The 22,930-nt window shown below is 65.1% G+C and carries 22 protein-coding genes; 14 read left to right on the plus strand and 8 right to left on the minus strand.

Features of this window, described 5'->3' with window-relative positions; genetic code table 11:
- Positions 1 to 59 precede the first annotated feature (59 nt).
- A complete protein-coding gene (locus tag NP552_RS18540; RefSeq protein ID WP_274097024.1) occupies positions 60 to 1,712 on the minus strand; it encodes an acyl-CoA dehydrogenase family protein in 1,653 nt (550 codons plus the stop codon).
- A 74-nt stretch (positions 1,713 to 1,786) separates the two neighbouring features.
- Positions 1,787 to 3,775 (minus strand): sensor histidine kinase, encoded by a 1,989-nt coding sequence (locus NP552_RS18545; protein ID WP_274097025.1) that lies wholly within the window; start codon positions 3,773 to 3,775, stop codon positions 1,787 to 1,789.
- 261 nt (positions 3,776 to 4,036) lie between these two features.
- Here NP552_RS18545 and NP552_RS18550 point away from each other — a divergent pair, with 261 nt between their 5' ends.
- From NP552_RS18550 to NP552_RS18565, 4 genes are all read left to right on the plus strand, one after another.
- Positions 4,037 to 4,834 (plus strand): hydroxymethylpyrimidine/phosphomethylpyrimidine kinase, encoded by a 798-nt coding sequence (locus tag NP552_RS18550; RefSeq protein ID WP_054916370.1) that lies wholly within the window; start codon positions 4,037 to 4,039, stop codon positions 4,832 to 4,834.
- A gap of 23 nt (positions 4,835 to 4,857) precedes the next feature.
- Positions 4,858 to 5,484, plus strand: a complete 627-nt coding sequence (thiE, locus tag NP552_RS18555; protein ID WP_058540588.1) for a thiamine phosphate synthase — start codon at positions 4,858 to 4,860, stop codon at positions 5,482 to 5,484.
- 11 nt (positions 5,485 to 5,495) lie between these two features.
- A complete protein-coding gene (gene hemL / locus NP552_RS18560) occupies positions 5,496 to 6,776 on the plus strand; it encodes a glutamate-1-semialdehyde 2,1-aminomutase (RefSeq protein ID WP_054916347.1) in 1,281 nt (426 codons plus the stop codon).
- Positions 6,777 to 7,000: 224 nt separating this feature from the next.
- The gene (locus NP552_RS18565) at positions 7,001 to 7,549 is read left to right on the plus strand and encodes a tetratricopeptide repeat protein (RefSeq protein WP_058540589.1); all 549 of its coding nucleotides are present in this window, start codon (positions 7,001 to 7,003) and stop codon (positions 7,547 to 7,549) included.
- An 8-nt stretch (positions 7,550 to 7,557) separates the two neighbouring features.
- Here NP552_RS18565 and NP552_RS18570 read toward each other — a convergent pair whose 3' ends face one another.
- A complete protein-coding gene (locus NP552_RS18570; protein WP_043863886.1) occupies positions 7,558 to 7,884 on the minus strand; it encodes a DUF1820 family protein in 327 nt (108 codons plus the stop codon).
- A 129-nt stretch (positions 7,885 to 8,013) separates the two neighbouring features.
- Here NP552_RS18570 and miaB point away from each other — a divergent pair, with 129 nt between their 5' ends.
- From miaB to lnt, 5 genes are all read left to right on the plus strand, one after another.
- Positions 8,014 to 9,342 carry a tRNA (N6-isopentenyl adenosine(37)-C2)-methylthiotransferase MiaB gene (gene miaB / locus NP552_RS18575; RefSeq protein WP_043863887.1) on the plus strand — a complete coding sequence of 443 codons (1,329 nt, stop codon included), beginning with the start codon at positions 8,014 to 8,016 and terminating at the stop codon, positions 9,340 to 9,342.
- A 122-nt stretch (positions 9,343 to 9,464) separates the two neighbouring features.
- A complete protein-coding gene (locus NP552_RS18580) occupies positions 9,465 to 10,466 on the plus strand; it encodes a PhoH family protein (RefSeq protein WP_043863888.1) in 1,002 nt (333 codons plus the stop codon).
- A complete protein-coding gene (ybeY, locus tag NP552_RS18585) occupies positions 10,459 to 10,953 on the plus strand; it encodes an rRNA maturation RNase YbeY (RefSeq protein ID WP_043863889.1) in 495 nt (164 codons plus the stop codon). Before NP552_RS18580 ends, ybeY begins: the two co-directional genes overlap by 8 nt.
- 5 nt (positions 10,954 to 10,958) lie before the next feature.
- Positions 10,959 to 11,798 (plus strand): HlyC/CorC family transporter, encoded by an 840-nt coding sequence (locus NP552_RS18590; protein WP_043863890.1) that lies wholly within the window; start codon positions 10,959 to 10,961, stop codon positions 11,796 to 11,798.
- Between the two features lie 8 nt (positions 11,799 to 11,806).
- Complete coding sequence (gene lnt, locus NP552_RS18595) at positions 11,807 to 13,324, plus strand: apolipoprotein N-acyltransferase (protein WP_274097026.1); 1,518 nt, start codon at positions 11,807 to 11,809, stop codon at positions 13,322 to 13,324.
- Here the strand turns inward: lnt and NP552_RS18600 are convergent.
- Positions 13,321 to 14,082, minus strand: a complete 762-nt coding sequence (locus NP552_RS18600; RefSeq protein ID WP_058540592.1) for a YdcF family protein — start codon at positions 14,080 to 14,082, stop codon at positions 13,321 to 13,323. The genes lnt and NP552_RS18600 overlap by 4 nt on opposite strands.
- Positions 14,083 to 14,216: 134 nt before the next feature.
- On the minus strand, positions 14,217 to 14,534 hold the full coding sequence (locus tag NP552_RS18605) for a hypothetical protein (RefSeq protein WP_043863893.1): 318 nt from the start codon (positions 14,532 to 14,534) through the stop codon (positions 14,217 to 14,219).
- A gap of 237 nt (positions 14,535 to 14,771) precedes the next feature.
- On the opposite strand from NP552_RS18605, the gene leuS reads away from it, so the two are divergent.
- From leuS to NP552_RS18630, 5 genes are all read left to right on the plus strand, one after another.
- The gene (gene leuS, locus NP552_RS18610; RefSeq protein ID WP_054916346.1) at positions 14,772 to 17,378 is read left to right on the plus strand and encodes a leucine--tRNA ligase; all 2,607 of its coding nucleotides are present in this window, start codon (positions 14,772 to 14,774) and stop codon (positions 17,376 to 17,378) included.
- 58 nt (positions 17,379 to 17,436) lie between these two features.
- Complete coding sequence (locus NP552_RS18615) at positions 17,437 to 18,042, plus strand: LPS-assembly lipoprotein LptE (protein ID WP_054916345.1); 606 nt, start codon at positions 17,437 to 17,439, stop codon at positions 18,040 to 18,042.
- Between the two features lie 39 nt (positions 18,043 to 18,081).
- Positions 18,082 to 19,119: a DNA polymerase III subunit delta gene (gene holA / locus NP552_RS18620; protein WP_058540594.1), complete on the plus strand. Its 1,038-nt coding sequence runs from the start codon at positions 18,082 to 18,084 to the stop codon at positions 19,117 to 19,119.
- Positions 19,120 to 19,256: 137 nt separating this feature from the next.
- Positions 19,257 to 19,421, plus strand: coding sequence for an alternative ribosome rescue factor ArfA (gene arfA, locus NP552_RS18625; RefSeq protein WP_054916343.1), 165 nt, complete (start codon positions 19,257 to 19,259; stop codon positions 19,419 to 19,421).
- A gap of 61 nt (positions 19,422 to 19,482) precedes the next feature.
- A complete protein-coding gene (locus NP552_RS18630; protein ID WP_043863897.1) occupies positions 19,483 to 20,799 on the plus strand; it encodes a lytic murein transglycosylase in 1,317 nt (438 codons plus the stop codon).
- Positions 20,800 to 20,934: 135 nt separating this feature from the next.
- Here NP552_RS18630 and lipA read toward each other — a convergent pair whose 3' ends face one another.
- The 3 genes from lipA to NP552_RS18645 are packed head-to-tail and all read right to left on the minus strand — an operon-like array spanning position 20,935 to position 22,882.
- Entirely contained in the window at positions 20,935 to 21,957 is a 1,023-nt protein-coding gene (lipA, locus tag NP552_RS18635; protein WP_043863898.1) for a lipoyl synthase, read from the minus strand.
- A 2-nt stretch (positions 21,958 to 21,959) separates the two neighbouring features.
- On the minus strand, positions 21,960 to 22,607 hold the full coding sequence (gene lipB / locus NP552_RS18640; protein ID WP_274097027.1) for a lipoyl(octanoyl) transferase LipB: 648 nt from the start codon (positions 22,605 to 22,607) through the stop codon (positions 21,960 to 21,962).
- Positions 22,607 to 22,882, minus strand: a complete 276-nt coding sequence (locus NP552_RS18645) for a DUF493 domain-containing protein (RefSeq protein ID WP_043863900.1) — start codon at positions 22,880 to 22,882, stop codon at positions 22,607 to 22,609. Before NP552_RS18645 ends, lipB begins: the two co-directional genes overlap by 1 nt.
- Between the last annotated feature and the right edge of the window lie 48 nt (positions 22,883 to 22,930).

A 22,930-nucleotide genomic window follows, 5' to 3' on the forward strand; every position in this document is an offset into this window, starting at 1 on the left:
CTGTCTGTCTGACATGCATGGGCCCATCTTGCCTATATCCGCCGGCAAAGGCACGCACGTTAGAGCGGCCAGTTCGGTGTGGCCCGCTGCACCAGCGCCGCCACGTCCGCCCCGCGCGGCAACGTGCCGTAGACCCGGCCGCTGCCGGACAGCCGGCTGCCGATGAAGGCGTCACTGACCGCCGCATTGCCGGCCTCCAGCAACAGCTTGGCCTGCACCGCCAGGGCGATGTCCTCGGTGAGCTGGCGGGCGCGGTACTGGATGTCGCCGGTATCGGCGAAGGCCGCCTTGAGGTTGCCGATGTGTGCGGCCAGACGCGGGTCGCCATGGCCATCGCCCAGCTCCGCAAACAGCGTGTCCAGTACACCGGGCTCCTTGGACAGGGCACGCAACACGTCCAGGCACTGCACGTTGCCCGAGCCTTCCCAGGTCGAGTTGACCGGGGCCTCGCGGTACAGCCGGGGCAGGATGCTCTCTTCCACGTAACCGGCGCCGCCCATGCATTCGGCGGCCTCGTTGATCATGGCCGGCGCGCGCTTGCAGATCCAGTACTTGCCCACCGCCGTCATCAGCCGCGCAAAGCGCGCCTGGTGCGGGTCGTCGGGCTGGTCCAGCGCATGCCCCATGCGCAGGCTCAGGGCCAGCGCCGCCTCGCTTTCCAGGGCCAGGTCGGCGAGCACGTTCTGCATCAATGGCTGCTCGGCCAGCACCCGGCCCCCGACCGTGCGGTGGGCGCAGTGGTGCGCGGCCTGGGTCAGGGCCTGGCGCATCAGCGCGCTGGAGCCGACCATGCAGTCGAAACGGGTCATGGCCACCATCTCGATGATGGTCGGCACGCCACGGCCTTCCTCGCCGATCATCCAGGCCAGGGCGCCGCGAAACTCCACCTCGCTGGACGCGTTCGAACAGTTGCCCAGCTTGTTCTTCAGGCGCTGGATATAGAACTGGTTGCGCGTGTCATCCGGGCGATGGCGCGGCAGCAAAAAGCAGCTCAGGCCCTTGTCGGTCTGCGCCAGGGTCAGGAACGCGTCGCACATCGGTGCCGAACAGAACCACTTGTGGCCCACCAGCTCGTAGGCCTGGCCCGGCCCCGGCGCGCCCACCGGGTAGGCCCGGGTGGTATTGGCACGCACGTCGGTACCGCCCTGCTTCTCGGTCATGGCCATGCCCAGCGTAACCCCCACCTTGTGCCGGTCGCCGGCATTGCGCGGGTCGTAGGCGGTGGCCAGCACCTTGGGTACCCAGTACTCGGCCAGGTCCGGTTGCAGCCTGAGCGCCGGCACCGCGGCAAAGGTCATGGTCAGCGGGCAGCCGCTACCGGCTTCGGCCTGGCTGTGCAGGTAGGTCATCGAGGCACGGGCGACATGCGCGCCGGCACGCGGCTCGGCCCAAGGCAGCGAGGGCAGGCCATGCTCGATGGCAGTCCGCATCAGCTCATGGTAGGCCGGGTGAAACTCCACCAGATCGATCCGATGCCCATAACGGTCATGGCTGCTGAACTGCGGCTTGTTCTGATTGGCCAGAAAGCCTGCGGCCATCAGCGGCCCACCGGCCAGCGCGCCGTAGGCATCGATGCGCGACTCGGCCCAGCCCGCGCCGTAATGGCGCGACCATTGCTGCAGCGGCAGGTCGAGGCGATACAGATTGGCGCCTTCGAGGCTGGGCGGCTGGTTGGTGACTTCGTGGGTTTCGGCGTACTGGTGCAGGTTCATCGGGGGCTCCTGGCAGATCCGGACGTGACCCCAGTGAATCACGCCCCGCCCCCGGCTCAAAGTGACAAAAACGCCTAATCAGCCGCGATTTGCCCCGATCTGGGCGCCCCGGAAAACCCGCTGGGCACCCGGGCCGTCAGGGTCAGTTCGAAGCAACTGCCCTCGCCCGGGCTCGACTGATGGCTCAGCTGTGCGTCGATCAACAGCGCCAACTTGCGACAGATCGACAGGCCAATGCCCAGGCCGCCGTACTCGCGGGTCATCGACCCATCGACCTGGAAGAAACGCTGGTAGGGCGCTGCCTCGTCCAGGCAGTGAAAGCCGATACCGCTGTCGCGCACACTGAAGGTCAGGCTCGTCTGATCGACGCCCATGGGCGTGGCCCGCACCTTGAGCAGCACGCCGCCGCGATGGGTGAACTTGAGCCCGTTGTCGAGCAGGTAGCTCAGGCACATGGCCAGCTTGCGCCGGTCGCCGTGGATCACGTCCGGCAGATCCATGCCCGGGTCCAGGTTGAAGAACAGGCCCTTTTCCTGGGCCTTGGGCAGAAAGCGCACACGCAGTTCGTGAAGCAACCCATGCACGCTGAACAGCTCGGTCTGCACCTGCAGGCGACCGGCCTTGAGCTCGGTGAGAATCAGGATGTCGTCGACCATGCGCATCATGTTCTGCGCGGCAGCGTTGGCGGTGTGCTGGTAGGGGGTACGCTCCTGCTCGCTGGTGGCCATCTGCATCAGTTCCAGCGAGCCGATCACACCGTTCATGGGGGTGCGCAGCTCATGGGTAACGGTGGCCAGGAACTCGTCCTTGAGGCGATTGCTGCGCGCCAGCTGCAGGTTGGCCTGCTCCAGGGTCAGCCCGGCCTCACGCAGCGTGCGCGCCTGTTCTTCGCGCATGCTGTTGATGCGGTCGGCCAGGGCCAGCGACAACAGCCCCACCTCCAGCGCCGAACCGATCTGGCTGGCGTACATGGTCAGGAACACATTGGGCAGGTAGCCCAGCACCATCAGGGTGTTGACCAGCCCGCCGAGCAAAAAGGCCGACCAGGCGATGATGAAGTAGCGTGCCACGCGCATGCCGCGCCACCAGGCAAACAGCCCGGCGGCGAAGATGCTCACCGTGAACAGCAGCGCCAGCGCGGTAGCCAGGCGCAGGGCGATCCCGTAGTCCTGCGCCAGCGACATCACCATCACCAGCACCGAACAGGCCATCAGCCCCTGCAGGAAGCGGTCGAAGGCGCGGCTGTGGCTGGCCATCTGCAGGAAACTGCGCGCGAACTGGCAACCGAACAGGCCCGCGGCGCCGATGAACAACGGGGTGGCGGCGTTGGCCCACCACGGGTGGTCCGGCCAGAAGTACGCCACCCCGGCGCCATTGACCGAGACCTGGTACAGGCCGAACGAGGCGATGTAAAGGATGTAGTAGAGGTAGCTCCTGTCGCGCACACTGATGAAGATGAACAGGTTGTACACCAGCATCCCCAGCAGCACGCCGTAGATCAGCCCCAGCACATACAGCCGCGTGGGCTGCGCCTCCAGGTACGCATCGCTCGACCACAACGTCAGCGGCGCCTGTACCGAACCCTCGCTGTGCAGGCGCAGGTACAAAGTGGTCGCCTGGCCGGGGGCGAACGGCAGATTGAACAGGTAGTTGTTCTGGCGGATCTGGCGGCTGGCGTAGGGCAAGGCATCCCCGGTGCGCTGCGCCAGGTAGTAGTGCCCGGCGGCATCGGGCAGGTAGAGCTCCAGGTAATCGAGTGGCGGGTAGGCCAGTTCCAGCAGCCAGTGACGTGGCGCCGCCTGGGCCGTGGCGGTGTAGCGCAGGTCGAGCCTGATCCAGAAGACCGAGGTCGAATAGCCGGCGTTGAGCACGTCGGCCTGGTGCGGCTCGAAGCGGCTGGCGAAGTCCGGCGAGCTCACCTGGGCGATGCTGGCGCTGCCATCGGGGTCTTCATACACCTGCATCAGGCGGCCCAGCGGCAACTGCCGGGTGGTGTCGTCGAAATCGGCAGCGCTGGCCAACAGTGGCAAACAGCACAGCAAGAAAGTCAGCAAATTACGCATACAGCCCCGGCGTGGCATGTGCAGTCGCGTCGCGTTGGCCTCCTGTCCGTTTGAGGCGACGAAATCCGACAGTACCTGTTATCGATTGGCGAGCACTCTAGCATAGGTTCCCGGCGCTTCCAGCGGTGTTGTTTCAATTCAATTCAGAGGCTCTATCTCGAGGCTTTCAGCCTATATCAGAGACGCAATCTGACCTGTCGATCAAAAACACCGCCTGCCTGGAAGACCCGCCAAAAGCGTTTGGTGGTAAGCTCGCGCACCATGAATACCTACAGCTCCCGCCCCGTTGTCCTCTGTCTCTCCGGCCACGACCCCAGTGGCGGCGCCGGCTTGCAGGCAGATATCGAAGCCCTGATCGCTCAAGGTTGTCACGCCGCCCCGGCCGTCACCGCCCTGACCGTGCAGAATACCGTCAATGTCAGTGACTTCCGCGTGCTCGACCGCGAGTGGGTGCTGGCCCAGGCCAATGCCGTGCTGACCGACTCGACCGTCGCAGCGGTGAAGCTTGGCATGCTTGGCTCGCTGGCCATGGTCGACACCATCGTCGAACTGCTCAGCGCCCACCCGCACCTGCCGCTGGTGTGCGACCCGGTGCTGCGCGCCGGTGGCGGTGGTCGCCTGGGCAAGGACGAGGTCGGCTACGCCATGCGCGAACGCCTGCTGCCGCTGGCCACCATTGCCACGCCCAACCTGCCCGAGGCCCGCATCCTGGCCGAACTGCCCGAAGGCAGTGCCGATGAATGCGCCGAAAAACTGCTGCCATTCGTCAAGCACCTGCTGATCACCGGCGGCCACGGCGACGAACACGAAATTCACAACCGCCTGTACAGCCGCGACGGCGAGCACCACACCTGGACCTGCCAGCGCCTGCCGGGCGACTACCATGGCTCGGGCTGCACCCTGGCCAGCGCCCTGGCCGGACGCCTGGCCCTGGGCGAGCAGTTGCACAGCGCGGTACGCTCGGCGCTGGACTACACCTGGCGCACCCTGCGTGACGCCGAAAAACTCGGCCAGGGCCAGTACGTGCCACGCCGCCTGCCCCTGGATTTCTGTTCCTGACCGACCGCCCCGAGGCCTGCACGATGAAGTTACGTGGTTTGTATGCCATCACCGACAGCCAACTGTTGGCTGGCCGCTTTCTTGCCTACGTCGAAGCGGCCCTCGAAGGTGGCGTGACCCTGCTGCAATACCGCGACAAGAGCCAGGACCACGCACGTCGCCTGGGCGAGGCCGAAGCGCTCAAGGCCCTGTGCGAGCGCTACAACACCCGCCTGATCATCAATGACGATGCCGAGCTGGCCGCGCGCCTGGACGTCGGCGTGCACCTGGGCCAGACCGACGGCCCGCTGACCCCGGCGCGCACCCTGCTGGGGCGCAGCGCGATCATCGGCGCCACCTGTCACGCCCAGCTCGACCTGGCCGAGCAGGCGGCCCGCGAAGGCGCCGACTATGTCGCCTTCGGCCGCTTCTTCAACTCGGTCACCAAACCCGGCGCCCCGGCCTGCAACGTGCAACTGCTGGACGACGCCCGTGGCCGCATCAAATTGCCGATTGCCGTGATCGGCGGCATCACCCTGGACAACGCCGCACCGCTGGTCGCCCATGGCGCCGACCTGCTGGCGGTGATTCACGGCCTGTTCGGCGCCGACAGCACGGCCGAGGTCACTCGCCGCGCCCGCGCCTTCAACGCCCTGTTCGCATCTGCCTGAGAGAGCCCGACATGTCTCGTTCCGAAACCCTGTTTGCCAATGCCCAGAAGCACATCCCCGGTGGCGTGAACTCGCCCGTGCGTGCGTTCAAGAGCGTGGGCGGCACGCCGCTGTTCTTCAAGCACGCCGAAGGCGCCTATGTCACTGACGAAGACGACAAGCGCTATGTCGACTACGTCGGCTCGTGGGGCCCGATGATCCTCGGCCACAGCCACCCGGACGTGCTGGAGTCGGTGCGCAAGCAACTGGCCCACGGCCTGTCCTATGGCGCCCCGACCGCGATGGAAACCGAGATGGCCGACCTGGTCTGCTCGATCGTGCCGTCGATGGAAATGGTGCGCATGGTCAGCTCCGGCACCGAAGCGACCATGAGCGCGATCCGCCTGGCCCGTGGCTTCACCGGTCGCGACAGCATCATCAAATTCGAAGGCTGCTACCACGGCCACTCCGACAGCCTGCTGGTCAAGGCCGGCTCCGGCCTGCTGACCCAGGGCGTACCAAGCTCGGCCGGCGTGCCGGCGGCGTTCGCCAAGCACACCCTGACCCTGCCGTTCAACGATATCGACGCGGTAGCGAAGATGCTCGGTGAAGTCGGCCAGGACGTGGCGTGCATCATCGTCGAGCCGGTGGCCGGCAACATGAACTGCGTGCCACCGGCACCGGGCTTCCTCGAAGGCCTGCGCAGCCTGTGCGACCAGCACGGCGTGGTGCTGATCTTCGACGAAGTGATGACCGGTTTCCGCGTGGCCCTGGGCGGCGCCCAGGCGCACTACGGGGTAACCCCGGACCTGTCGACCTTCGGCAAGATCGTCGGTGGCGGCATGCCGGTGGGCTGCTTCGGCGGCAAGCGCCACATCATGGAGCAGATCGCGCCGCTGGGCCCGGTGTACCAGGCCGGCACCCTGTCGGGCAACCCGCTGGCCATGGCCGCGGGCCTGACCACCCTCAAGCTGATCAGCCGTCCGGGCTTCCATGACGAGCTGAGCGCCTTCACCAGCCGCCTGCTCGATGGCCTGCAGCAGCGCGCCGATGCGGCCAGCGTGCCGTTCGTCACCACCCAGGCCGGTGGCATGTTCGGCCTGTACTTCAGCGGCGCCGACGACATCGTCACCTTCGACGACGTGATGGCCAGCGATGCCGAGCGCTTCAAGCGCTTCTTCCACCTGATGCTCGAAGGCGGCGTATACCTGGCGCCTAGCGCATTCGAAGCCGGCTTCACCTCCATCGCCCACGGCGAGACCGAGCTGAAGATCACCCTGGATGCTGCCGAGCGGGCCTTCGCCAAGCTGTGAAACCGCTTCGCCGGCCAGGCCGGCCCCTGCAGTTTGCATGCAATCTCATGCAAACTGCAGGGGCCGGCCTGGCCGGCAAAGACGCCAGAACAGCCACCGCAAGCCTCCCCGCCTTCCTCCCTCGGCAGAAAATCGAGTAAAGACTTTGTAAGGTGGGCGCTGCTTATCCCATAATGTGCCACCAGACACATTGGCCGCAGCTTTGCAGAGGTAAGTCGATCACCATGAACCGCGCCGGCCGCGCCCTCGCACTGGGCTGCCTGTTGCTACTTCAGCCCCTGCTGGCCACCGCAGGCGGTAACTCGTTGCTGATCCCGGCAGCAGGCCGCTGCACCCTCAATACGCCTGCCGAAGAACTGCAACAGGCCCTGGCCAGCTGCCAGCAGGCCGCGCAGTCCGGCGACGCACAGGCGCAGTACGAGCTGGGCGAGTTCTATTACGACGGCAAGAACGCCCCGCAAGACCTGAACAAGGCACTCAACTATTTCGAGCAGGCCTCGCTGCAAGGCCACGCCGAAGCGCAATATCGCCTGGGCAGCATGTTCTTTCGCGGCGAAGGCGTCGCCGCCAACAACGTGCAGGCCTATATCGTGCTGAAGATGGCCGCGGTGAACGGCGCTGAAGACGCGCTGGACATGGCCGACGAAGTGTCGGCAAAAATGCAGCGCGACGAACTGGAGATGGCCACCCAGGTACTCGGCCAGATCTTTCGCAAGTACCTGCTGGAGCTGCAGACCGTCGACGGTCGCACGCCCTTCGCACCCCTTCCGTAACGCAGCCGTTACTTCTCGGGCATCGGCATCGGGAACGGCATCACGTTGCTGACGCCACGGGCTTCACTGACCTTCGGCGTGCCCAGGCGCTCGACCTCGTCGATGCGCACGATCGAATGCATGGGCACGAAGCTGCGCACCACACCCTCGAACTGAGCCTTGAGCTTCTCCTCGCTCGGGTCGACCACGACCTGAGTGCGCTCGCCGAACACGAATTCCTCGATCTCCAGAAAACCCCACAGGTCACTCTGGTAGATCTGTTTGGCGTACATCTCGAACACCTGGCCCTGGTTGAGAAAGATGACTTTGTAGATGGGAGCTTCGCGTTTGGTCATTGGGGGCTGGAACAGTCACAGGGGGAAATAAGCCGCAAACTATAACATAGCCGCCCGAACGACAGCGCTAGGAACCCTCGACCACGCGCCCTATAATGCGCGGTTCTTTGAATCACCTGATGATCACGCATGGCCAAGAAGCTCTATATCGAAACCCATGGCTGCCAGATGAACGAGTATGACAGCTCGCGCATGGTCGACCTGCTGGGTGAACATCAAGCGCTGGAGGTGACCGAGCGGGCCGAAGACGCCGACGTCATCCTGCTCAACACCTGCTCGATCCGCGAACGGGCCCAGGACCGCGTCTACTCCCAGCTCGGCCGCTGGCGCGAGCTCAAGGACGCCAAGCCCGACATGGTGATCGCCGTGGGCGGTTGCGTGGCCAGCCAGGAAGGTGATTCGATCCGCAAGCGCGCGCCCTATGTCGACGTGGTGTTCGGCCCGCAGACCCTGCACCGCCTGCCCGAGATGATCGACGCGGCGCGCACCACGCGCCTGCCGCAAGTCGACGTGTCGTTCCCCGAGATCGAGAAGTTCGACCACCTGCCCGAACCGCGTATCGACGGCCCCACCGCCTACGTGTCGGTGATGGAAGGCTGCAGCAAGTACTGTACCTTCTGCGTGGTGCCCTATACCCGCGGCGAAGAGGTCAGCCGCCCGTTCGACGACGTGCTGGCCGAGATCATCCACCTGGCCGAGAACGGCGTGCGTGAAGTCACCCTGCTGGGCCAGAACGTCAACGGCTACCGGGGCCAGACCCACGACGGTCGCGTGGCCGATCTCGCCGAGCTGATCCGGGTGGTGGCGGCCGTCGACGGCATCGACCGCATCCGCTACACCACCTCGCACCCGCTGGAGTTCTCCGACAGCCTGATCCAGGCGCACGCCGAGGTACCGGAGCTGGTCAAGCACCTGCACCTGCCGGTGCAGTCGGGCTCGGACCGCGTGCTGGCGGCGATGAAGCGCGGGCACACGGTGCTGGAGTACAAGTCCAAGCTGCGCAAGCTCAAGGCGGCGGTACCGGGCATCTGCATCAGTTCCGACTTCATCATCGGCTTCCCCGGCGAAACCGAGAAAGACTTCGAGAACACCATGAAGCTGGTGGCCGAGGTCGGCTTCGACTTCTCCTACTCGTTCATCTACAGCCCGCGTCCGGGCACCCCGGCCTCCGACCTGCCGGACGACACCCCCGAGGCGCTGAAGAAGGAACGCCTGGCTGCACTGCAGCACCGCCTGGACCACCAGGGCTTCGAGATCAGCCGACAGATGGTCGGCACCCTGCAGCGCATCCTGGTAACCGACTATTCGCGACGCGACCCGGGGCAGTTGCAGGGGCGCACGGAGAATAACCGTATCGTCAACTTCCGCTGCGACAATCCCACGCTGATCGGCCAGTTCGTCGACATCCATATCGACGATGCACGGCCACATTCGCTGTTCGGTTCGCTGGTGCAATAAGGGCCTGTGCCGGGCCCGACGAGCGGCCCGGCGACCCTTGATCGTTTCAGCGCTTTCACCGTAGCGCGGGTGGGGTTATCCTTGAATTCATCCAAATTGCCGTAGGGCGGCTAAAAACGACCTTGAACGCACCCATAGAACCTCATCGCTTCATCCTCGAGCCCTTCGAGGCTCATCGCTTCGCCAACCTGTGCGGGCAGTTCGACGAGCACCTGCGCCTGATCGAACAGCGCCTGGCCATCGAGATCCGCAACCGCGGCAATCAGTTCGAACTGATCGGCGAACCCAAACTGACCTCCTCTGCCGAGCAGCTGCTGCGCCGTCTCTACCGCGAGACCAAGGCCACCGAGCTGTCCCCGGAAATGGTCCACCTGTTCCTGCAGGAATCGGCCGTTGAAGCGCTGGAGAACCCGGCAGTCAACGAAGTCAGCGTTTCGCTGCGCACGCGCAAGGGCATGATTCGCCCACGCGGGCTCAACCAGCAGCGCTACGTGAAGGAAATCCTCGGCAACGACATCAACTTCGGTATCGGCCCTGCCGGTACCGGCAAGACCTACCTGGCCGTGGCCTGCGCGGTCGACGCGCTGGAGCGTGAACAGGTACGTCGCATCTTGCTGGTACGCCCGGCAGTCGAGGCCGGTGAGAAGCTCGGCTTCCTGCCCGGCGACCTGGCCCAGAAGATCGACCCGTACCTGCGCCCGCTGTACGACGCCCTGTACGAGATGCTCGGCTTCGAACACGTGGCCAAGCTGATCGAACGCCAGGTGATCGAGATCGCCCCGCTGGCCTACATGCGCGGCCGCACCCTGAACAACAGTTTCATCATCCTCGACGAGAGCCAGAACACCACCGTCGAGCAGATGAAGATGTTCCTCACCCGTATCGGCTTCGGTTCCACTGCCGTGATCACCGGTGACATCACCCAGGTCGACCTGCCGCGCGGCACCAAGTCGGGCCTGGCCCACGTCATCAGCGTGCTCAAGGACGTGCCGGGCATCAGCTTCACCCATTTCCAGCCCAAGGACGTCGTGCGCCACCCGTTGGTCCAGCGCATCGTCGAAGCCTACGAGCGCTTCGAGAATGCACAGGCGGGCCCGACCGAAGGCAAACCGCACGATGCTTGAGCTCGATCTGCAACTGGCCACCCAGGCAAGCGCCCCGAGTGAAGAACAGTTCCGCCAATGGTGCGCCCTGGCCCTGCGCCAGCGCAGTGCCGATTCTGAACTGACCATCCGCCTGGTCGACGAAGCCGAAGGTCGCGAGCTGAACCACACCTGGCGGCACAAGGACTACGCCACCAACGTGCTGTCCTTCCCGGCCGATGTGCCCGACGACCTGCTCGACATCCCGCTGCTGGGCGACCTGGTGATCTGCGTGGCGGTGGTGGAGCGCGAGGCCGCCGAGCAGGGCAAAGCCCTCGAAGCCCACTGGGCCCACCTGGTCATCCACGGTTGCCTGCACCTGCTGGGCTACGACCACATCGACGACGATGAGGCCGAGGAAATGGAAGCACTGGAACGAACGTTGCTTGCCGAACTGGGTCACCCCGACCCGTACGCCGACGACGAACACGACGCACCCCACACTGATATCTGCAAGGATCACGAGTAACCGCCATGAGCGAAGATCGATCGAGCAACGGGCAAAAGTCCTGGCTGGGCAAACTGACCCAGGCTTTTGCCCATGAGCCGAAAAACCGCCAGGAGCTCCTCGAGCTGCTGCGCGAAGCGCACCAGAACAAGCTGCTCGACAGCGAGGCCCTGACCATCGTCGAAGGTGCGATCCAGGTCGCCGACCTGCAGGTGCGCGACATCATGGTGCCGCGCTCGCAGATGATCAGCATCAAGGCGTCGCAGACCCCGCGCGAGTTCCTGCCGGCAGTGATCGACGCTGCGCATTCGCGCTACCCGGTGGTCGGCGAGAGCCACGACGACGTGCTTGGCGTATTGCTGGCCAAGGACCTGTTGCCGCTGATCCTCAAGGAGAACGGCGACAGCTTCAACATCAAGGACCTGCTGCGCCCGGCCACCTTCGTGCCCGAGTCCAAGCGCCTGAACGTGCTGCTGCGCGAGTTTCGCGCCAACCACAACCACATGGCCATCGTCATCGACGAATACGGCGGCGTGGCGGGCCTGGTGACCATCGAGGACGTGCTGGAGCAGATCGTCGGCGACATCGAGGACGAGCATGACGTCGAGGAAGACAGCTACATCAAGCCGCTGCCCAGCGGCGACTTCCTGATCAAGGCCCTGACGCCGATCGAGAACTTCAATGCGTTCTTCGACAGCGAGTTCTCCGACGACGAGTTCGACACCGTCGGCGGCCTGGTCATGAGCGCCTTCGGCCACCTGCCCAAGCGCAACGAAACCACCGAGATCGGCCCGTACCGCTTTCGCATCCTCAATGCCGACAGCCGCCGGATTCACCTGCTGCGCCTGACCCCCATCACCCGTTAAGGACAACCATGCGCTGGATCACCCGCCCCGGCTGGCCCGGTAACCTGCTGGCCGTGGCGGCCGGCGCCCTCACCCCGCTGAGCCTGGCCCCGTTCGATATCTGGTCGCTGTCGCTGCTGTCGCTGGCGCTGTTCTACCTCGGCCTGCGCGAGCTGAGCCCGCGCCAGGCGCTGTGGCGCGGCTGGTGCTACGGCTTCGGCCTGTTCGGTGCCGGCACCTGGTGGATCTACGTCAGCATCCACGACTACGGCGGCGCCTCGGCGCAGCTGGCCGGCGGCCTGATGCTGCTGTTCTTCGCCGCCATCGCGTGGTTTTTCGCCCTGCCGGCCTGGCTGTGGGCGCGCTGGCTGCGCCGCCCTGAAGCACCGCTGGCCGACGCCCTGTGCTTTGCCGCCCTGTGGGTGGGCCAGGAGGCGTTCCGCGGCTGGTTTCTCACCGGTTTCCCGTGGCTCTATGCCGGCTACAGTCAGCTGGACGGTCCGCTGGCGGGCCTGGCCCCGCTGGGCGGCATGTGGCTGGTGTCCTTCACCCTGGCCCTGACCGCCGCCCTGCTGTGCAACCTGCATCGCCTGCGCGAGCGCAAGGGCTTCATGGCCATCGGCGCACTGCTGCTGTTCGCCCCGTGGATCATCGGCCTGGCGCTCAAGGGCCATGCCTGGACCGTGCCTTCGGGCGAGCCGCTGCAGGTCGCGGCAATCCAGGGCAACATCGAGCAGGAACTGAAGTGGGACCCCGAGCAGCTCAACCGGCAACTGGCGCTGTACCGCGACATGAGCTTCAGTTCCCGGCCCGTGGACCTGATCGTGTGGCCCGAAACCGCAGTGCCGGTGCTCAAGGAGCAGGCCCAGGGCTACCTGGACATGATGGGCAGCTTCGCCACTGACCGGCATTCGGCGCTGATCACGGGTGTGCCGGTACGTGAGGTGGTGCACCAGCAGCGGCGCTACTACAACGGCATCACCGTGGTCGGCGAGGGTGACGGCACCTACCTCAAGCAGAAGCTGGTGCCCTTTGGCGAGTACGTGCCCCTGCAGGACATGCTGCGTGGCCTGATCGCCTTCTTCGACCTGCCGATGTCGGACTTCGCCCGCGGCCCCGAAGACCAGGCCATGCTGCAGGCCAAGGGCTACCACCTGGCGCCGATGATCTGCTACGAAGTGGTCTACCCGGAACTGGCCGCCAGCCTTGCCGCCAAGAGCGACATCCTGCTGACCATCAGCAACGACACCTGGTTCGGCAAGTCGATCGGCCCCATCCAGCACCTGCAGATGGCGCAGATGCGCGCCCTGGAAGCCGGGCGCTGGATGATCCGCGCCACCAACAACGGTGTCACCGGCCTGATCGACCCGTTCGGCAAGATCACCGCGCAGATTCCGCAGTTCGAACGCGGCATCCTCTACGGTGAAGTGGTGCCGATGCAGAAACTCACGCCCTACCTGCACTGGCGCTCCTGGCCGCTGACCCTCCTGTGCCTGGGCCTGTTCGGCTGGGCCCTGCTGGCCAGCCGCATTGCCAAGACGGTCTAGTAGAACAGGCGATAACCCAGCAGGCCGACTGCTTCGTTGAGCAGTTGGCCGCTCTGCCACATGGCCCGGCTCTCGGGCATCCAGCCGCCGAACGGGCGTGCATAGGCATGCCCCAGATAGCCAACCGGCGCCGCCACCACGTCGAACCCCGCCTGTTCGAAACTCCACACCGCACGCGGCATGTGCCAGGCCTGGGTGACCACCACCACACGCTTCACCCCCTGCGGCAACAGCAGCGCGGCGCTCATCTGGGCGTTCTCCCAGGTGGTACGGCTCTGCTCTTCGAGCCAGCGTACCGGCACGTCGAAATCGCGCTGCAACGAATCGGCCATCAATCGCGCCTCGCTCGGCGGCGTACCGTAGTGCAGCCCACCGCTGGTCAACAGCGGCAGGCCGCTGGCCTTGGCCAGTTGCGCCGCGTAGCGCATACGCTCCAGTGCCACGCCGGTGGGCTGGTCGGCCCCACCCCAGGCCGGGTCACCGCGCTCGCGCCCGGCGCCCAGCACCACGATCGCGTCGGCCTGCCCGGCCAGCGCCTGCCACTGCTGCGGCGCAAGCGGCGGCACACGCTCCAGCTGGCGCGCCGCGAACTCCACCACCACCGGCAGGCTCATCAGCCACAGCCCGCCCAGGCCGGCGATGAAACACAACAGCGAGGTACGCGGCCAGGACCGGCGCAGCCACCACGCTGCCAGCAGCAGCAACAGCAGCACGCCGGGCGGCAGAATCAGTTGTTTGATGAAATAGCGAAATGGCATCAGGCACCTCCATGGATGCCCAAGGCTACAGACAAACGGCGCCTGGCAACAATGCCGCCAGGCGCCGATCAATGGGAATCATGGTGCCAGTGGCGCACTCCGCCTGCGCCTGATTGTGCCCGGCAACTGCCTATCTATTTGCAGTGCAGCTTTCCGGGCTTTGCCGTGTGGGTGGAACGCGCCGCCTGCTTGAGCCAGACGACCTTGGCCCTGGACGGCGGCTGCGCTTGCTGCATCGCTTCGGCACGACCCGGCGCCCCCTCCGGCAACGACGCCAGATAGGCCCTGATCACGTCGAATTCGGCGCGGCTCAGGCCACGCAGTTCCAGTTCGGCAGGCATTTCATCACGCAATCGAGCGGCCGTACGGGCGACATCCAGGGCAAGCCCCAGGCGATCGAGCAACCGCTCGTAAATCTCCGGCTTCAGTGGTTCCAGCTGCGACTCTCCCATCCGTTCACCTCATTGAAGATAAGATTCATCTCCCCCCACACGTCAGCTTAGCGGCACTCCCAAAACCAGCCCGTTGCCGCGACCAACGGAACGCCGGCCGATCCGGTGCAATCAGGGTTTCCCACGATGGACGGGGGTCATGTATGCTACGGCGTTCACTCTTGACACCGGATTGCCGGGCACAACGGTTTTGAACCAGCCTGGATAAGGTCTCCCATTTCTCAGCGCAAAGTAGCCATGCACGAACTCTATCAGCCCCGCGAAATCGAAGCCGCCGCCCAGTCTTACTGGAACGAGCACCACTCTTTTGACGTCAGTGAACAGCCAGGCAAGGACACCTACTACTGCCTGTCGATGTTCCCTTACCCAAGCGGCAAGCTACACATGGGGCACGTGCGCAACTACACCATCGGCGACGTGATCGCGCGCTACCAGCGCATGCTCGGCAAGAACGTCCTGCAGCCAATGGGCTGGGACGCCTTCGGCATGCCGGCGGAAAACGCCGCGATGAAGAACAACGTGGCACCGGCCAAGTGGACCTACGAAAACATCGATTACATGAAGACCCAGCTCAAGAGCCTGGGCCTGGCGATCGACTGGACCCGCGAGATCACCACCTGCAAGCCGGACTACTACCGCTGGGAGCAGTGGCTGTTCACCCGCCTGTTCGAAAAGGGCGTGATCTACCGCAAGAACGGCACCGTGAACTGGGACCCGGCCGACCAGACCGTACTGGCCAACGAGCAGGTCATCGACGGCCGTGGCTGGCGTTCCGGCGCGCTGATCGAAAAGCGCGAAATCCCGATGTACTACTTCAAGATCACCGCCTACGCCGACGAGCTGCTGGAAAGCCTCGACGAGCTGCCGGGCTGGCCTGAGCAGGTCAAGACCATGCAGCGCAACTGGATCGGCAAGTCGCGCGGCATGGAAGTGCAGTTCCCCTACGACCAGGCCAGCATCGGCGAAGCGGGCACGCTGAAAGTCTTCACCACCCGCCCCGACACCCTGATGGGCGCCACCTACGTGGCAGTGGCCGCAGAGCACCCGCTGGCGACCCTCGCAGCCAAGGGCAACCCTGAGCTGCAGGCGTTCATCGACGAGTGCAAGAGCGGCAGCGTTGCCGAAGCCGACGTCGCCACCCAGGAGAAGAAGGGCCTGGCCACTTCGCTGCTGGTCGAGCACCCGCTGACCGGCGAGAAGCTCCCGGTGTGGGTCGCCAACTACGTGCTGATGCACTACGGCGACGGCGCAGTCATGGCCGTACCGGCCCACGACGAACGCGACTTCGAGTTCGCCACCAAGTACAAGCTGCCGATCAAGACCGTGGTGCGCACCAGTGCCGGCGATCAAGTGGGCAGCGAATGGCAGGCCGCCTACAACGAGCACGGCCAGCTGATCAACTCCGGCGCGTTCGACGGCCTGGACTTCCCCGGCGCCTTCGATGCCATCGAAGCCGCCCTGATCACCAAGGGCCTGGGACAATCCCGCACCCAGTTCCGCCTGCGCGACTGGGGCATCAGCCGCCAGCGCTACTGGGGCTGCCCGATCCCGATCATCCATTGCGACGCCTGTGGCGACGTACCGGTGCCGGAAGACCAACTGCCGGTCATCCTGCCGGAGAACGTGGTTCCGGACGGCGCCGGCTCGCCGCTGGCGCGCCTGCCTGAATTCTACGAATGCAGCTGCCCGAAATGCGGCCAGCCGGCCAAGCGCGAAACCGACACCATGGACACCTTCGTCGAGTCGTCCTGGTACTTCGCCCGTTATGCCTCGCCCAACTACGACCAGGGCCTGGTCGACCCTAAGGCGGCCAACCACTGGCTGCCGGTCGATCAATACATCGGCGGTATCGAGCACGCGATCCTGCACCTGCTGTACGCGCGCTTCTTCCACAAGCTGATGCGCGACGAAGGGCTGGTCACCTCCAACGAGCCGTTCAAGAACCTGCTGACCCAGGGCATGGTCGTGGCCGACACCTACTACCGTGTCGCCAGCAACGGCGGCCAGGACTGGTTCAACCCGGCCGACGTCGAAGTCGAGCTGGATGCCAAGGGCAAGGCCATCAGTGCACGCCTGAAGACCGACGGCCTGCCGGTGATCATCGGTGGCACCGAAAAGATGTCCAAGTCCAAGAACAACGGCGTCGACCCGCAATCGATGATCGAAGCCTACGGTGCCGACACCTGCCGCCTGTTCATGATGTTCGCTTCGCCGCCCGACATGAGCCTGGAATGGTCAGACTCCGGCGTCGAGGGTGCCAACCGCTTCCTGCGCCGCGTCTGGCGCCTGGCCCAGGCCCACGTTGGCCAGGGTCTGCCGGGCAAGCTGGAGCTGGGCAACCTGAACGACGCACAGAAGCTGGTACGCCGTGCCACCCATTCGGCGATCCGCCAGGCCAGCATCGACGTGGGCCAGCACAACAAGTTCAACACCGCCATCGCCCAGGTGATGACCCTGATGAACGTGCTGGAAAAGGCCTCGCAAGCCACCGACCTGGACCGTGCACTGATCCAGGAAGGCCTGGAGACCGTGGCCCTGATACTGGCGCCGATCACCCCGCACATCAGCCACGAGCTGTGGCAGCGCCTGGGCCACACCCAGGCCATCATCGATGCCGGCTGGCCGGCGGTCGACGAAAGCGCGCTGGTGCAGGACACCCTCGAACTGGTCATCCAGGTCAACGGCAAACTGCGCGGGCACATCGAAATGCCGGCCGGCGCCAGCCGTGAAGAAATCGAGGCCGCCGCGCGCAGCAACGAGAACGTGCTGCGTTTCACCGAAGGCCTGAGCATCCGCAAGGTCATCGTGGTACCTGGCAAGCTGGTCAATATCGTCGCCAACTGAGAGCAACGGGCGCCTTGATGGCGCCCGCACCGCCTACAAGGTTCAAGGGAGCAACAAGATGATCAAACGCAATCTGCTGGTGATGGGCCTGGCGGTCCTGCTCAGCGCCTGCGGTTTCCAGCTGCGTGGCACCGGTGTCACCGAGCTGAGCCTCAAGGAAATCGACCTGAGCGCGCGCAATGCCTATGGCGAAACCGTGACCCAGCTGCGCCAGGTACTGCAAACCAGCGGCGTCAACGTGCACACAGGTGCGCCGTACAAGCTGATCCTGACCAACGAACAGGAAAACCAGCGCGCGGCCAGCTATGCCGGCGCCGGCCGTTCGGTGGAGTACGAGCTGACCACCGAGCTTAGCTACGAGATCAAGGGCCTGGACAACCTGAGCCTGCTGAACGACAAGATCGAAGTGCAGAAGGTCTACGTGCACGACAGCAACAACCTGACCGGTTCCGATCAGGAAGCCGGCCAGATCCGTGACGAGATTCGTCGCGAGCTGGTGCAGCGCATGGTGCTGCGCCTGCAGCAACTGACCCCCGAGCAGCTCGACAGCCTGCAACAGCAGGCCGATGAGCGGGCCAAGGCCGAAGCCCAGGCGCTTGAAGCTGCACGCCGTGCCCAGGATGCAACCCCCCAGCAATCGCCGCTGGAACTGCCGGCCAACTGAGCCTGAACGGGGCGCTTCGGCGCCCCGTCTATCTGTCCTATGAAGCTCACACCTGCCCAACTGCCCAAACACCTGCAAGGCAACCTCGCACCGGTCTACGTGATCAGTGGCGACGACCCGTTGCTGTGCCAGGAAGCCGCCGATGCGGTGCGCCTGGCGGCTCGCCAGCAAGGGTTCGACGAACGCCAGGTGTTCAGCGCCGACGCCAACTTCGACTGGGGCACCCTGCTGCAGGCCGGTGCCAGCCTGTCGCTGTTCGCGCAAAAGCGTGTGCTGGAGCTGCGCCTGCCATCGGGCAAGCCCGGCGACAAGGGCGCGGCGGCACTGATCGAATACTGTGCGCGCCCGGCCGACGACACCCTGCTGCTGGTCAGCCTGCCCAAGCTTGATGGCAGCGCGCAGAAGACCAAGTGGGGCAAGGCCCTGATCGAAGGCCAGCAGGTGCAGTTCGTGCAGATCTGGCCGGTCGACACCCAGCAGCTGCCGCAATGGATCAACCAGCGCCTGGCCCAGGCCGGGCTCTCGGCCCAGCGTGATGCGGTGGAGCTGATCGCCGCACGGGTCGAAGGCAACCTGCTGGCCGCAGCGCAGGAGATCGAAAAGCTCAAGCTGCTGGCCGACGGCAACACGATCACGGTGGAAACCGTGCAGGCAGCAGTGGCCGACAGTGCACGTTTCGACGTGTTTGGCCTGGTCGATGCGATCCTCAACGGCGAGGCCGCGCATGCGCTGCGCATGCTCGAGGGGCTGCGCGGCGAAGGGGTCGAGCCACCGGTGATCCTCTGGGCACTGGCGCGCGAGCTGCGTGTACTGGCCGGCCTGGCCCAGCAGTTCGCCCAGGGCGTGCCGCTGGACAAGGCGTTCAGCCAGGCTCGCCCGCCAGTGTGGGACAAGCGCAAGCCCTTGATGAGCAAGGCCCTGCAGCGTTACTCGGCGCAACGCTGGGCGCAGCTGCTGCAGGATGCCCAGCGCATCGATGCGCAGATAAAGGGCCAGGCCCAGGGCTCGCCCTGGGTGAGCCTGTCGCGGCTGTCGCTGTTGATGGCGGGTCAGCGGCTGGCATTGCCTGCCGAGTAACCCCCCTGACGGTCAGCACCGGCGAAGCTTCTGGGGGCCGCTGCGCAGCCCATCGCCGGCAATGCCGGCTCTGCCCTTGCCTGCGAGGGGTTCAGCGCCTATATTGCGCCCACACCCATCTGAGCAGGACCTCTGCCTTGAGCAAAAAGCCCGCAAAGCACCGGCCCAACAAGGCCAAATCGATCATCGCCCAGCCCTTGTTCCGCAGCCGTCAGGAACCCGCCGGCAAAGGCAAAGGCAGCTACCGCCGCGAAGCCTTCCAATCGAGAGATTGGGAGGCTTCTCACTTTTTGGCCGCATGAAAGCAAGAAACCCACAGGCATGATATGGTCGTCACCTGACCTGAAATACCTGGCCCCATGCATGCCCTTATGCCCCTCCCGTCGCCGGCAACTTCGCCAGCTGACCGCAGCTTCCAGCCTTATCCTGCTCGTCGCCTGTGCCGAGCAACCTACCGTCGCCGACACCCTGCCCCTGGCTCCCGCGCAACCTGCCCCGGTGGTCACCCTGCCCACCCCGAACACCGACGCCAGCCCGGAAATCCAGCCCCTGCAGACCTTTGCCCAATGGCAAGCCGGCTTTCGTCAGCAGGCCCTGCAGGCCGGCATCACCCCGGCCACCTTCGACCGCGCGTTCATCGGCATCACCCCCGACATGGACGTGATCAAGGCCGACCGCAGCCAACCCGAATTCACCCGGCCGGTGTGGGAATACCTCGAGGGCGCGCTGTCGCCCCTGCGCGTTCGCAACGGCAAGAAGCTGCTCGACCAGCATGCCGTTCTGCTCAGCCAGCTGGAGCAACGCTATGGCGTGGACCGCAGCGTACTGGTGTCGGTATGGGGCATGGAGAGCAACTTCGGCCAGTTCCAGGGCAGCAAGTCGGTGATCCGCTCCCTGGCCACCCTGGCCTATGAAGGACGCCGCCCGGCATTTGCCCAGGCGCAGCTGATCGCGGCCCTGCAGATCCTGCAGAACGGCGATATCCAGCCCGAGGCCATGCTGGGTTCGTGGGCCGGCGCAATGGGCCAGACCCAGTTCATCCCGACCACCTACAACACCCACGCCGTGGACTTCGACGGCGACGGTCGCCGCGACATCTGGAAGAGCTCGGCCGATGCGCTGGCCTCCACCGCGCACTACCTGCAAAGCTCCGGCTGGAAACGTGGCGAGCCCTGGGGCTTCGAAGTCCAGGTGCCAGGCAGCTTCGACTACTGGCTGGCCGATGGCAGCCTGCGCAAGAGCGTGGCCGAGTGGCAGCAACTGGGTGTGACCCTGCCAGCCGGTGCCCGTGCCCCGGCTGGTACCGAACAGCTGTCGGCCGCCCTGCTGCTGCCGGCGGGCGCCCGTGGCCCGGCATTCCTGGTGCTGGACAACTTCCGCGCGATCCTCAAGTACAACAACTCGTCGTCCTATGCGCTGGCCGTAAGCCTGCTGGCGGAACGCTTCGACAACTCGGGCTTCATTCGCGGGTCGTGGCCCAAGGATGACCTGCCGCTGAGCCGCAGCGAGCGGATCGAGCTGCAGCAACTGCTCAGCGCCAACAATTATGACGCGGGTACCGCAGACGGGATCATCGGCGCCAACACGCGCAAGGCCATCCGCAGTGCGCAGCAGGCGCAGGGCTGGCCGGCCGATGGCTACCCGACGCACAAGCTGCTGGAAAGCCTGCGCAAGCGCTGACAGCGCGACGGCAGGGCCGGCTCCCACAGCCTGTAGGAGCCGGCCTTGCCGGCGAAGAAGCCAGTGAGCCATCAACAAAAAGGCCCCCGTACCATCGCTGGTACGGGGGCCTTTTTTCAGCCAGTCACACGCCGGTCACAGCTTGATCTTGGCCTCGTGCGCCTGTTGGTCGGCATGGTACGACGAACGCACCAGCGGGCCCGAGGCGACGTTCTTGAAGCCCATCTTGTAGCCTTCCTCGGCGAACCAGGCGAAGGTGTCCGGGTGCACGAAACGCTGCACCGGCAAGTGGCTGCGCGATGGCTGCAGGTACTGGCCCAGGGTCAGCATGTCGATGTTGTGCTCGCGCATGCGATGCATCACCTCGATCACTTCCTCGTCGGTCTCGCCCAGGCCCAGCATCAGGCCGGACTTGGTCGGTACGTGCGGCACCAGCTCCTTGAACTTCTGCAGCAGGGTCAGCGACCACTGGTAGTCCGAACCCGGACGCGCGGCCTTGTACAGGCGCGGCACGGTTTCCAGGTTGTGGTTGAACACATCCGGCGGCTCTTGGGCCGTGATCGCCAGTGCCACGTCCATGCGTCCGCGGTAGTCCGGCACCAGGGTTTCCAGCTGCACGCCCGGCGACAGCTTGCGGATCTCGCGCAGGCAGTCGGCAAAGTGCTGGGCACCGCCGTCACGCAGGTCGTCGCGGTCCACCGAGGTGATCACCACGTACTTCAGGCGCAGGTCGGCGATGGCCACGGCCAGGTTCATCGGCTCGTCGACATCCAGCGCTTTGGGCCGGCCGTGGCCGACGTCGCAGAACGGGCAGCGACGGGTGCAGATGTCACCCATGATCATGAAGGTGGCGGTGCCGCCCGAGAAGCACTCGCCCAGGTTCGGGCAGGAAGCCTCTTCGCACACGCTGTGCAGCTTGTGCTTGCGTAGCAACTGCTTGATGCGGTCGACTTCCGGCGACACCGGGATGCGCACGCGGATCCAGTCAGGTTTTTTCGGCAGTTCCTCGGTCGGGATGATCTTGACCGGGATACGTGCAACCTTTTCGGCGCCACGCAGCTTGACGCCAGCTTCGACCTTGGGCCGTGGGGCCGGGCGCGCGCTGACGTCCTGAGTGGGAATAAGGGTTTGCTGCGGTTCTTGCACAACAGTATTCATATTCAGTCGATTCCGCCCGCAAGGGTCGTCTGCTCAGCATAGTCGAGGTGCTTGACCAGCTGCCCGCGCAGCCTTGCCCTTACCTCGGTGAGTTCGATCGGGCCTGCCTGATCGCGCAGCTGGGTCATGGCCAGCCCCGCATACCCGCAGGGGTTAATCCGGCGGAATGGCGCAAGGTCCATGTCCACGTTCAAGGCAAGGCCATGGAAAGAACAGCCATTGCGAATGCGCAAGCCGAGGGAGGCGATCTTCGCCCCGTCGACGTAGACGCCAGGCGCGTCGAGCTTGGCCGCCGCCTCGACGCCATAACTGCCCAGCAGCTCGATCAGGCAGCGCTCCATGCGGCTGACCAGGTCACGCACGCCAAAGCCCAGGCGGCGTACATCGAGCAACAGGTAGGCCACCAGCTGACCCGGTCCATGGTAGGTCACCTGGCCACCGCGGTCGGTCTGCACCACCGGAATATCTCCCGGCAGCAGCAAGTGCTCGGCCTTGCCGGCCTGGCCCTGGGTGAACACCGGCGGGTGTTCAACCAGCCACACTTCATCGGCCGTGCCCGGGCCACGCTGGTCGGTGAACCGACGCATGGCCTCGAGCACGGCCGTGTAAGGCAGCAGGCCGAGGTCGCGAAAGCCGAGGCTGGCCGACATCAGAGCACCATTTTCACGATTCCGGTCGCGCGCAGGGCACTGTTGATGTTCTGCAACTGGTCTTCACTGGTGGCAATGATGTGCAGCTGCACCGTGGTGTACTTGCCTTCCTTGCTCTGGCGCTCGGCCAGGGTCTTGAGGTCGACCTCGGCGTATTTCTTGAGAATCTCGATCACCGTGTCCCTGAAATGGACCACGGTGTCGCCGATTATCTTGATCGGGTAATCGGCGCAGGGGAATTCGATCTTGTGCGACTTGACGTCTGGTTCGGTCATGGCAGTAACGGCCTCGTAAGCCGTGGCAACAACAATGCCCCCGCGTGA

It is taken from the genome of Pseudomonas sp. 8209 (genome assembly GCF_028682105.1).
In the GTDB taxonomy this organism is placed as follows: Bacteria; Pseudomonadota; Gammaproteobacteria; order Pseudomonadales; family Pseudomonadaceae; genus Aquipseudomonas; species Aquipseudomonas palmensis.